This window comes from Marinobacter sp. 2_MG-2023 (assembly GCF_030546935.1).
Classification (GTDB): Bacteria; Pseudomonadota; Gammaproteobacteria; order Pseudomonadales; family Oleiphilaceae; genus Marinobacter.
In genome coordinates this window covers 24,218-35,724 of the sequence record NZ_JAUOPH010000004.1, presented here as the reverse complement: position 1 = coordinate 35,724, position 11,507 = coordinate 24,218, and the positions used below count along the sequence as shown (strand labels likewise).

Here is an 11,507-nt window from a genome sequence, read left to right as displayed (position 1 = left end):
GGGTCCGGCCAGCAATCATAGATTGCTGTCGTTCGGCTGCGCATGAAGCTTCGCTTCATAAACGCTTGCCTCACCCATGTGCGCTTGACTCCGGCCATCCATGGCCTCCGACATTTCCTGAAAGTGCTTCCACACCCATTCACTCCCTCTGATCTATTTCGTGTCTGCCCAGGCTGGAGCACGCTTCTGCATGAATGCCATGGTGCCTTCGGTGCCCTCGCTGCCCCGGACAGCTGCTGTGAACATTTCGGCTGCGCTGTCGAGTAACCCGCCCATGGATTCGTGTCCGACCCGGTGGAGCAGGGCTTTGGTTTTTGCCGTGGCATCTGGCGCGCAGTGGCGAACGCGTTCCACTGCATGTGCCAGCATGTCTTCCAACTCTGTATCGGATGTTGCTGCTTGGTGAACGATGCCCAGCGCACAGGCTTCTTCCGCTCCAATTCTTAATCCGAGCAACGCTAGTCGTCGGGCCTGGGTCAGGCCTATGCGTTCAACCACAAATGGCGCGATCTGGGCCGGGATGATGCCGAGGGAGGTTTCCGGCATGCCGAATTTTGCGGTAGGCCCGGCAATAGCTACGTCGGATACACAAGCAAGGCCAAAGCCGCCGCCCATGACGGCACCCTCGGTGATGGCGATGACAACTTTGGAGGATTCGTTTACTTGTTGAATCATCTGTCCGAAGGCGCGGTTGAGTCGGTAGAACGGATCTTTTTCACCTTGATTGGCTTTCTGGTTGCGGGCGCCTGCCATGTCTTTGATGTCGCCGCCTGCACAGAAGTGGCCGCCTGACCCTCTTATAACCACGGTGCGTATGCTGGAATCCGATTCCACTTCGGTAAAGATCGTGGACAATTCGGCCACCATCTGCAGGCTCATGGCGTTCCGGGAGTCTGGCCGGTTAATGGTGACGTGCAGGGCTGGCCCCTGTTTTTCCAGAAGCAGTGTTTCGCAGTGAGGCAAGGTTTCCATCGTTAGACTCCACGAACAGTATTTGGGTCCGATAGCCCGGTTGAACTCTTCAGGACCGTTGAGGGCCAGGGATGGCCCGATCGAGCCCTACATGGACGTACTCGCGGGCGTGTCCTGAAGAGTTCAACCGGGTTATCGGTCTGGCACCAAAGTTCAGCTTTAGCGCTTGCCTGGCAAGGTCCCCATAAGCTTGCATATGATCCCCAGCATGATTTCATCGGCACCGCCGCCGATAGACACCAGGCGGACATCGCGGAACGCACGGGATGCAGGGTTGTCCCACATAAAGCCGTTGCCGCCCCAGTATTGTAGGCAGCTGTCGGTAACTTCGCGGCCCAGGCGACCGGCTTTCAGTTTGGCCATGGAGGCGAGTTTGGTTACATCTTTGCCTTCGATGTGGAGCTCGCAAGCCTGGTAGGTCAGGGCGCGCAGGGCTTCGACTTCGGTTTGCAGTTCGGCCAGACGGAAGTGAATAACCTGGTTGTCGATCAGCGGTGTGCCGAAGGTCTTGCGCTCGCGGCAATACTCGATGGTCTGATCAATGCAGTTTTCCAGCGCCTTGATGACATTGGCTGCACCCCACAAACGTTCTTCCTGGAACTGAAGCATTTGCATCATGAAACCGGTGCCTTCAGCGCCAATACGGTAGCGTTGGGGTACGCGAACGTCGTCAAAAAAGATCTGGGCGGTTTCGGACGAGCGCATGCCCAACTTGTTCAGATGCGGGCTGAAGGTGATCCCCGGCGTGTTCATGGGCACCACAATGAGGGACTTGTTTTTGTGCGGTTTGTCGTCGCTGGTGTTTGCCAGCAGACAGATAAAGTCGGCCTGCGGGCTGTTGGTGATCCACATTTTGGAGCCGTTGATGATGTAATCATCCCCATCTTTTTTGGCGTTGGTTTTTAGGCCCGCGACATCGGATCCGGCCCCCACTTCACTCACGCCGATGCATCCCACCATATCGCCGGCGATCGCCGGTGCCAGGAAGGTGCGCTTCAGTTCGTCTGAGCCGAAACGAGATATAGCGGGTGTGCACATGTCGGTTTGCACGCCTATGGCCAGGGGTACGCCACCGCAATTTGCCATACCAAGCTCTTCTGCCGCTACGAGGTTGTAGCTGTAATCCAGCCCCATGCCGCCGTACTCTTCGGGCTTTTGAATGCCCAGTAGGCCAAGGTTGCCCAGTTTTTTGAACAGTTCGTGAATAGGGAAATTGCCTGCTTCTTCCCACTCGTCGCAGTGGGGGTTAATTTCTTTCTGCACGAAATCGCGGACGGTTTTTCTCAGGGCTTCGTGTTCGGCTGTGAATTTCACTTTTTGTTCTCCTGATGACTAGTTCTTGCCTGCTGGTGTGGGAGCAGGTTCATAACCTTGGGTGGCGGGTGTGGGGACAGGCTTCCAGAAAACCGCTACAAGCACGTCCGTGTGCGCTTGACTCCGGCCATCCATGGCCTCCGACATTTTCTGGAAGCCTGTCCCCACACCCGCTGTTGTCTGCAATGTTGTTGCTACTTGCTGGCACGTTATTTTGTTGAAGCGTTTCAAAGCGATAACTGGTGGTTGCTCAGAACCGGGGCGGAAGGTCTCCCAAAAACGTGGAGCGCCAGGGATGGCGCGACCGAGCCCTACAGGGACGTATTTACGGGCGTTTTTTGGGGGACCTTCCGGCCCGGTTCCACACACCATGATTCAAATCCCCTAGAGCCGGGCCACGCCAAATGTGTTGGGCCGCAACTGGCGAATTTCGGCTTCTCGGCATACGTCGAGAACCAGGGCGACTACGCGCCGGGTATCCCTTGGATCGATCAGTCCGTCATCCCATAACCTTGCCGTACCGAAGAGAGCCGTGGAGCCGTCCTCCAGTTTTTTGGCTGTGGCCTGCTCCAGAAACTCCAGAGTTTTCGCGTCTGGCTCCATACCGGCGCGGCGCTGTTTATCTTCCGCTACGATGCGCATCACCTTGCCGGCTTGCGCGGGGCCCATTACGGCGGTTCGGCTGTTGGGCCAGGCGAAGATGAATCTGGGGTCCAGGCCGCGACCACACATGGCGTAGTTACCTGCACCATAGGAACCGCCGATCACGATTGCGACTTTGGGTACCCGGCAGTTGGCAACGGCCTGAATCATTTTCGAACCGTGTTTGATGATGCCGTTCTGCTCAGAGTGAGTGCCCACCATGAAACCTGTGGTGTTGTGCAGGAACAGCAGAGGCGTGCCGGCCTGGTCGCAGAGCTGGATGAACTGGGCCGCTTTTGCGCTTCCCGCCGGGGTTATCGGGCCGTTGTTGCCGATAATGCCGACGGAGTGACCTTCAATGCGAATGGTGCCGCATACGGTCTGGTCGTCGAACTCGTTCTTGAAATCCATGAACTTTGAGCCATCGGCAATGCGCGCCAATATCTCGCGCACGTCGTAAGGTTTTTTCGAATCACAGGGGATTACTCCCAGGAGCTCTTCAGCTGGATAAAGAGGCTCGTCCCATTTCAACTCACGCTGAACCGGGAGTTGCTCATTCCAGGGCAGGGCTTCCATGATGTTTCTGGCCTGGCGGATCCCGTCGGCGTCGTCTTCGGCAAGGTATTCGGCGGTGCCGGCAACCTGGGCGTGCATTTCTGCGCCGCCGAGTTCTTCGTCATCGGCTATTTCACCGGTTGCTGCTTTAAGCAATGGTGGACCGGCCAGGAACATTTTTGCCTGGTCACGAATGGCAATTACGTAATCAGACAAGCCGGGCTGGTAGGCGCCGCCGGCCGTAGCATTGCCGTGTACCACAGTGATCTGCGGTAGCCCGGCGGCCGACATGCGAGCCTGATTGGCAAAGCCCCTCGCGCCCTGAACAAAAATATCCGTGGCGTAGTTCAAGTTGGCGCCGCCACTCTCCGACAGCGAGACAACCGGCAATTTGTTCTCTTTGGCGATCTGTTGCAGGCGCAAGGTTTTATCAAGGCCCGCAGGCGTGATGGTCCCGCCTTTGATGGCGCTATTGCTGGCAACTACGAGACAACGGATGCCGCTGACGGTGCCGATACCGGCGATGATGTTGCCGCCCGCCATACTGCCGTCTTTGTCATCGTGCATTTTGTAGCCGGCCAGTGAACAAAGCTCCAGGAAAGGTGTGCCACGATCCAGAAGGCGGTTGATGCGATCCCGGGGCAGGAGCTTTTTGCGTTTGGTGAACTTTTCCCTTGCGGCTTCCGCCAGGTCGAGCACCTTTTGCTCTACATCCCGGAACGTCTGGATGTGTGCAGTCATCGCCTCGCTGTTGCCGCGAAACTCATCAGATTGCGGATTAACGGTGGTTTCCAGGGGTTGCATAGGAATTCCTCAATCCTCGCTGAGTACTTTGGGTGTGACTGCCCGATGAAAACCGTTATAAGGCTCGTTATTCTTGGCTTTGGGGAACGGCCATACGCGCCCACCCTGTGACGCTGCGCCATCAATGCGCAGGCAGTCGCCGCTGATAAACGATGCGCCCGGACTCAGCAGGAAGCAGATCGCCGAGCTGACTTCCGATTCTGTGCCCATGCGTTTAATAGGAACGTTATCGCCGAGGCTGCGAATCCACTGCTTCATGTGTTCGGGATAGCTGTCCATGCCACTTGAGGCAATCCAGCCTGGAGCCACCGCATTCACGCGAACGCCGGAGGTGCCCCATTCTACAGCGGCTGTTTGGGTGAAATTCACCATGCCCGCTCTCGCTGCGCCCGAATGCCCCATGCCCGGCATACCGCCCCACATGTCGGCCACAATGTTCACCATGGCGCCGCCGGTTTTCGATAGCGCCTGTGTGTAGGCTTCTCTCGCCATCAGAAAACCACCGGTGAGGTTGGTGCGAACTACAGTTTCCCAGCCTTTCTGATTGATTCCAGCAAGGGGGGAGGGGAACTGGCCGCCAGCGTTGTTGACCAGGCCGTTCAAGCCGCCGTGCTCGGCGATAATTGCTTTTACCGTGGCTTTTACAGACTCTTCTTCACGGATATCGCACACGTGAGCTGAGGCAATACCGCCGTCCTCAAGAATTTCAGCTTTCACGGCTTCAACTTTTTCGACTTTACGACCCACCAGCGCCACTCTGGCTCCAAGAGAGGCCAGTTCGTGGGCGGTACAGCGCCCGATACCAGAACCTCCGCCGGTGACGATAAAGGTCTGATTCTTGAACAGGTCGGGGTGGAAAACGGATTGATAACTCATAATTTGAAAGCCTTGTTCAATGTTGGGGCGCTCGGGCATGCACCATAGGATTAAGATCCAGCCAGTCCCGAGGGCACCGGTACCGGAATTTCCAGCAACTGCTGAGCAAACGCCTTGCCTTGCGGGTCAATACGCAGGCTGGCAACGCCGCCTCCGCCCAGGCTGTGCTCCAATAAGAAGTTGAAGGCGTTAAATCCTGGCAGTGACCAGCGTGTGACCCTTCCGGTTTCCGGGTTCAGTGTGTGGGCCATCCATGCCGCAACGGCTTCTTCGGTCAACGCTGCTGCGATAAAAGGCACAAAGTCGGGGTTGCGTGCAATGACGCCAATGTTTGTGTGGTCTCCCTTATCACCGCTGCGAGCCCAGGCAAGATCAATCAAAGGCACGGTGGTATCCGTTGCCGATGGTTTCTCTATTAAGGGTTGATCCGTGATCCGGCCGGGCTGGAATCCACCGGCCGAAGCTACCGAAACGGGGGCTGCCTCGCCGTTCAAGTCAACAGACACAGCTACCTCACTCTTGGGCACCAGACAAGAATAGAGTCGAATCTTGGGCCACACTGTTGGCCGACCACCCACGATGCCCGTTAAACCCGGTGCCATGCCGGTAGCGGCTTGCGCAATCTCCCGGGAGAAAAGTACAAGAGCGCCCTTTTTGACATGGGCTGCACTGATTTTCACGACAACTTCCCGGCTGGTCTGGCCACGACCTTGTTTGCCGTAGGTGGTTTCAGTGCCCAAGAGTTCGATGCTGGTTTCGGTGTAATCGGGCAAGCCGCGTTCCCGGAACAGTCGGGATGTTTTGCTCAGGATCGCTTCGGCAACAGCCTGTGCTTTTTTGGGAGCATCCATGCCTGCCAGCAGGAAAGTTGCGGTGCACTTGAAGCCGTCCGGCCAGGTGCCGGATACCTTGTAACTATCGGTGGGTGGCAGGCCGCTTGCTCCGGAGACGGTTACACGGTCTGGCCCGCTCTCCTCCAGTTTTACATTGGTAAAATCGCAGGTCACATCTGGCAGCAGGTACGCACGAGGGTCACCGATTTCGTAAACCAGTTGTTCGGCAACGGTGCCGCGGCTCACCTTGCCACCGGTTTCTTTCGGCTTGGTGATGACAAAGTCTCCGTTTGCACTGACTTCGGCAATGGGAAAGCCCATGTCGGCGAAGCCTTCGGCAACCTCTTCCCAGTCGGTAAAGTTACCGCCAGTAGCCTGTGCGCCGCACTCCAGAAGGTGACCGGCAAGGCTACCCTGAGCCAGCTTGTCATAATCCGCCCAACCCCAGCCGAATTCATGAATCAGAGGGGCGAGGATTAATGCACTGTCCACTACCCGGCCGGTAAGAACAATGTCGGCGCCTCCGTCCAGAGCAGCCACCAGGCCGGGAGCGCCAAGGTAGGCGTTCAGGCTTACCATCATTGCCGGCATAGGCTCGCCTGTGGCCATTTCAGTAATGCCAGCTTTGCTCAGCGCCTGCTTTTGGGGGAGCAGATCATCCCCGACCACCAGCGCAATTTTCATTTCCACACCGGCCTGCTCGCAGAGTGCCTGTAGTGCATCCCGGCAAGCCACAGGATTTACGCCGCCGGCATTCGTCAGTACGCGAATCCCTTTTGCTTTAATGTCAGCAAGAAGGGGGCCCATGACGGTTTCGACAAAGTCCCGTGCGTAGCCCTGGTTGGGGTCCTTCATTTTCTGGCCGGCCATGATCGACATGGTGACTTCGGCAAGGTAGTCGGCAACCAGATAGTCAATATCGCCTTTGTGAACCAGCTGCGCAGCGGCTGTTTCTGTGTCACCCCAAAAGGCGGAGGAACAACCGATACGAACCGTTTTAGTGGAATCAGCCATGGTTAAGCATCCTGTTATTACTGGCACGTGCCCCACGAGGGGTGCGGGCCAGTGTTTAGCCCATGGATCAAACATTACCAAGCAAGCGCTTGGTTTGTAAACAGCTAAATGTGGGGTAGAATATCTGTTCTTTCAAAACCCGTGGATATGCCCGTGAGCCAAGACAAAATTCTTCAGTCACTGATCGCTGACAACCTGGTTTCGGCCCCGGACAGCGCGCGTGGCCGACTGCTTCGAGAGGCAGCCCGTTTATTTCGTGATAAAGGTTATGAGCGCACCACTGTCAGGGACCTGGCAGCGGCGGTTGGAATTCAATCGGGCAGTCTCTTTCACCATTTCCGCACCAAAGAAGAGATCCTTAAAGCGGTTATGGTTGAAACCATCAGGCTTAACACAGCGGTCATGCAGGCAGCCATGGAAGCTGCTGATTCCAATCGCGACAAGCTGAGGGCACTCATCAGTGCCGAGCTGGAATCGATTAATGGGCAGACCGGCGAGGCAATGGCGGTTCTGGTGTTTGAATGGCGCAGCCTGTCGGAGGCTTCCCAGGTAGAGGTGCTGAAGCTTCGCGATATTTATGAAGCCTTGTGGCTGGATGTGCTCACAGCTTTGAAAGACGAGGGCGCCCTGGTTGCCGATCCATTTGTGGTACGCCGTATGCTGACGGGCGCTTTGAGTTGGACCGTAACCTGGTACCGCCCGGAACGCGGTGGCCTGACCCGGGAAGGGCTGACAGATCAGGTGGTTGCAATGCTGGGCCTGAGTTAGTCCTGATCTATAACCTGGCAGGCTGCAATAGGCGTCGGTAACCTATTCGAAATAAGCCCGTAGAATGACTTCGGGTTTTTGTTTTTGCAAAGTCATTGTTTTGAATGGAAATATCCAAAGTAAAGCCGTCTTTTCAGGTCATTGGTCTAATTGGCATGACCAAAATGCCAAACGAACCATTTTTGTAGGACAGTTTTCAACGCATCCTTGCTTTCGGAACAACAGAACTGGCTGTGGTCCACGCTCATAAAAACAAAGTAGCGCAAGGCGACTTATGATGTCCGTACTGGCAACTCATGCAGCCCGTCTGGTGGCGTTTGTACCGATGATGTTCTACGTGATCTAGGGTTTATCCTCTATAGTTAGAGCCGCCTTTGGAATTTCCCTGGGGCGGCTTTTTTGTTTCTCTGCGCCCCGGGCGGGCGTGTTCGGGCATTTCTTAACATCTGGCTGTAAAGTGCGTGGCGTATATTTGTATCTTGTATAAACACAGAGGCTATTGTGGATGACGGCTAACTCGCGGGCTGCGATTCTTTTCAGGTGCTCCGTACTGGTGGCGGTTGCTTCACTTTATGGTTGTGGCGGTAGCTCTGGCGGCAGCGAGCCGGCATCGGCCAATATCGCTCTTTCGGGCATTATCGATATTGAAACCGGCACCCGGGTAGATGCAGACGATGCCGATACGCTCGCGTTGAGCGCATCCCCTCTGGGTAGTTCGCAGCTTTTGCCACAGGAGTTTATTCTGGCGGGTTATGTCAGCGTCAGCGACGGGACATACCCGGATCAGAACGAATTTCCAGGAAACAACTATCCGGCTGATCCTGTTGATACCTTCTCAATGACTCTGCGTGAAGGGCAGAGTGTTTATCTCCAGCCGTTTTCAACAAGCCAGGGTTTTTCGCCGCTTGCTCTGTCGTTGTTGAGTGGCAGTCGTGTTATTGAAAGCGTTGTCACTAATAACCAGGTGGATCCGATTCGGGTTTCATTACCGGATACCGAGACTGCGGGTGCGTATACATTGCAGGTAGGGGCAATTGGCGCAGCTCCGATGCTCTATATCCTCACTACATCCGCTGCTGGTAGTGCTCGCGCGATAGCATTCGAGTGGCCGGATCATGATTTTGTCGACGCTGAGGCAATTGTCGTGCTCAAGGCTGATAAAGACTCGGTGTCGATGCGCTCAACAATGCCGCTGCACCTTATGGAACCAAAACAGGAGCTGGCTTCGGGTGTCTGGCTGATGAAGGCGCCATCCCAAATGGCCCGCAGCAGCCAGGCGCAACCAAAAGAAGCGACACTGGAGTGGATTCGAACGCTGAATAGACGCCCGGAAATTGCTTCCGCAACACCCAATTACAAAATGCGCGCCATGCAAACGCCTCTGGACGAACCGCTCTATGACAGCCCCTCCGTCGGGCAGCAATGGCACTATGAACTGCTGAATGCCCCGATTGCATGGCAAATAGCCCCGGATGGTGGAAGTGGCGTTACCCTTGCGGTGATGGATACAGGTCTGTTCGGGGCGCCTGGGAACTGGCACAGTGATTTGAATGCAAATATCATTGAGGGTTGGGATTTCGTGTCAGAAGAATTTGACAATGATGGCATGCCAGGCCCTGATAGCAACCCGTCGGATCCAGGGAATGCCGTGGGCAGTAGTGTTTATCATGGCACTCATGTAGCGGGAACCATCGCAGCAGCGGTGAATGGGGCGGGTGGGGCAGGTATTGCCTACAAATCTTCGCTGCTCCCCGTTCGGGTTCTGGGAGAGGGCGGCACAGGCTCATCCGCCGATCTGCTGGCGGCCCTTCGCTGGGTGGCCGGGCCGTCAGGTGGAGAGCCTCTGGCCGAAATCGTCAATCTGAGTCTCGGTGGGCTTCCCTTTTTGCAGCCATTGCAGGATGCCATCACCTATGGAGCGGACCGGGGTATTGTCTTCGTTGCTGCAGCGGGTAATTCCGCTTCTGCTGTCGCTTCTTACCCGGCAGCCTTCGATAAAGTTTTTGCTGTAAGCGCGGTGGATGGTGCGGGTGTTCTGGCATCCTATTCAAATTATGGGAGCTGGATAGACGTTGCTGCACCTGGCGGTGATGCCAGCCGTGATGGTAACGCCGACGGCCGCAGTGATCTGGTCAGCAGCTCCAGTGCAGCGCTGGTAAATGGCACGGTTCAGGAAACCTATATCGGCTTACAGGGAACGTCGATGGCCGCGCCTCATGTCTCGGCGGTGTTTGCGCTGATGAAGAATCTCAATTCGGCACTCGGTTATGAACAACTGAATGACATGCTGATGACAGGGAAGTTGACCTGTGGCAGCGAGATTTGCCTGAAGTCGACCGAGTTGGGTTGGGGACTTCTGGATGCGGGTAAGTCGGCTTTGGCTGCGGCCGCAGGCACGGTATCGGATTTTTTAACGGCGTCGCCCTCCATTGTGAGCCTTTCAACGGAAGGGGAACTGTCTGCGAGCGTGAGCCTGAATGTATATGGCAGCGCTCCCAGTGACATTATCATTGGATCCGTATCCGTTGTGGCCCCATGGCTAAGACTGGATTCAGCGCCAGTCAGTGGGGACTCTGGAACTGATTTCGCCATCAGCGTCACTCTGCTGCCGGAAGCCCTGGAGGCTGGTATATCCGAGCGGACAACTATAGTTATCGAATACAGAAGTGACGAATTGCGCCGGCTCGAAATCCCGGTTATCGGCCAGTGGGTGACAGACCAGCAGGCCCGTGATGCAGGCAGGCATTTTGTGCTCTTGGTCGATCCAGAGCCCGTTGGCGATCGGTACACAACCGTTGCTCAGACCATTGCGGTGGCAGAAAACGGACAGTATCAGTTTTCATTTTTGCCTGATGACGGTGAGGTGCCGAGAATGCTGAACGAGGTGCCTCCTGGCGACTACATTCTCGTCGCAGGGACAGATCTGGATAATGATGGGCTGATTTGTCATGCTGGTGAAGCCTGTGCGGAGTATCCGGTAGCTGGGCTCCGGGAGGAAATCACGATCAGGCAGGGAGATCCTGTCACGGGTGTCCGGATGACAACCAGTTATTCCCGCCCCTCAATATCTGCCGCTACACCTGGCGTATTGCCTCGCCCTGCTTTTATAGGCTACAGGTTGATTCAGCAACTGCCAGACACTGGCGGCACAGCACCCAAAACAATCGGAGCAGAGCGTTGATTGCAGCATACAGGAAGGTATTGGCGGGCTTACCTTTGGTTTTTTTGTTGGTCGGGTGTGTTTGGCTGGTTGGCTGTGCATCTTCAGAGCCGGTAGAAAGTGAGTCCAGTGCACCCCTGGTACGCCAGGTTACCCAGTCTGCACACTGCGGGCTGACGGGACCCGGATTGGCTTATGTTCAGACCAGTGAGCGACTGCAGCAACTGTTGGAATTACCTACCCAGAATATGGCCGTTCAGCAACTGCGGCAGGTGGATCTGCAACAGGAGCATCTGCTGTTCGTAACCCTGGGAGAGAAGCCTACAGGCGGTTACAACGTCAGTCTGGCGTCGGCAGAGCGCGCCGGTAAGATTTTGCGTCTTTCCATGGCGATACGCGCGCCGGCCCCTGGAACCATGGTTACTCAGGCGATTACTTCTCCCTGTGCGGTGGTCGCCGTGCCGGCCAATGAATGGTCGGAAGTCCGGGTATCCGGTGTTCGTGACAAGGATCTTGTTTTAAAACTCTGAACCGCAATGCGATGCGGAATCTGCCAGAAATGTGCAATA

General features: G+C 55.9%; 8 protein-coding genes. 3 read left to right on the top strand and 5 right to left on the bottom strand.

Annotated features, from left to right (window positions below; translation table 11 throughout):
• Positions 1 to 153: 153 nt before the first annotated feature.
• The 5 genes from Q4501_RS10715 to Q4501_RS10695 form a co-directional block, all read right to left on the bottom strand.
• On the bottom strand, positions 154 to 972 hold the full coding sequence (locus Q4501_RS10715; RefSeq protein WP_303596229.1) for an enoyl-CoA hydratase/isomerase family protein: 819 nt from the start codon (positions 970 to 972) through the stop codon (positions 154 to 156).
• Positions 973 to 1,131: 159 nt separating this feature from the next.
• Positions 1,132 to 2,286, bottom strand: coding sequence for a citronellyl-CoA dehydrogenase (atuD, locus tag Q4501_RS10710; RefSeq protein ID WP_303596228.1), 1,155 nt, complete (start codon positions 2,284 to 2,286; stop codon positions 1,132 to 1,134).
• Positions 2,287 to 2,670: 384 nt separating this feature from the next.
• Positions 2,671 to 4,287 (bottom strand): acyl-CoA carboxylase subunit beta, encoded by a 1,617-nt coding sequence (locus Q4501_RS10705; protein WP_303596227.1) that lies wholly within the window; start codon positions 4,285 to 4,287, stop codon positions 2,671 to 2,673.
• A 9-nt stretch (positions 4,288 to 4,296) separates the two neighbouring features.
• Positions 4,297 to 5,163 (bottom strand): SDR family oxidoreductase, encoded by an 867-nt coding sequence (locus Q4501_RS10700; protein WP_303596226.1) that lies wholly within the window; start codon positions 5,161 to 5,163, stop codon positions 4,297 to 4,299.
• A gap of 50 nt (positions 5,164 to 5,213) precedes the next feature.
• Positions 5,214 to 7,010 (bottom strand): acyclic terpene utilization AtuA family protein, encoded by a 1,797-nt coding sequence (locus tag Q4501_RS10695; protein WP_303596225.1) that lies wholly within the window; start codon positions 7,008 to 7,010, stop codon positions 5,214 to 5,216.
• 147 nt (positions 7,011 to 7,157) lie between these two features.
• Here Q4501_RS10695 and Q4501_RS10690 point away from each other — a divergent pair, with 147 nt between their 5' ends.
• From Q4501_RS10690 to Q4501_RS10680, 3 genes are all read left to right on the top strand, one after another.
• Positions 7,158 to 7,778 carry a TetR/AcrR family transcriptional regulator gene (locus tag Q4501_RS10690; RefSeq protein ID WP_303596224.1) on the top strand — a complete coding sequence of 207 codons (621 nt, stop codon included), beginning with the start codon at positions 7,158 to 7,160 and terminating at the stop codon, positions 7,776 to 7,778.
• Between the two features lie 505 nt (positions 7,779 to 8,283).
• Positions 8,284 to 10,959, top strand: coding sequence for a S8 family serine peptidase (locus Q4501_RS10685; RefSeq protein ID WP_303596223.1), 2,676 nt, complete (start codon positions 8,284 to 8,286; stop codon positions 10,957 to 10,959).
• Complete coding sequence (locus Q4501_RS10680) at positions 10,956 to 11,468, top strand: protease complex subunit PrcB family protein (protein WP_303596222.1); 513 nt, start codon at positions 10,956 to 10,958, stop codon at positions 11,466 to 11,468. The genes Q4501_RS10685 and Q4501_RS10680 overlap by 4 nt, the downstream gene beginning before the upstream one ends.
• Positions 11,469 to 11,507: the final 39 nt, after the last annotated feature.

What these genes read in the sequence shown, in the direction of transcription:
- Q4501_RS10715 (WP_303596229.1), bottom strand. Translation starts at nt 972, where the DNA reads ATGGAAACCTTGCCTCACTGCGAAACACTGCTTCTGGAAAAACAGGGG.
- Q4501_RS10705 (WP_303596227.1), bottom strand. Translation starts at nt 4,287, where the DNA reads ATGCAACCCCTGGAAACCACCGTTAATCCGCAATCTGATGAGTTTCGC.
- Q4501_RS10700 (WP_303596226.1), bottom strand. Translation starts at nt 5,163, where the DNA reads ATGAGTTATCAATCCGTTTTCCACCCCGACCTGTTCAAGAATCAGACC.
- Q4501_RS10695 (WP_303596225.1), bottom strand. Translation starts at nt 7,010, where the DNA reads ATGGCTGATTCCACTAAAACGGTTCGTATCGGTTGTTCCTCCGCCTTT.
- Q4501_RS10690 (WP_303596224.1), top strand. Translation starts at nt 7,158, where the DNA reads ATGCCCGTGAGCCAAGACAAAATTCTTCAGTCACTGATCGCTGACAAC.
- Q4501_RS10685 (WP_303596223.1), top strand. Translation starts at nt 8,284, where the DNA reads ATGACGGCTAACTCGCGGGCTGCGATTCTTTTCAGGTGCTCCGTACTG.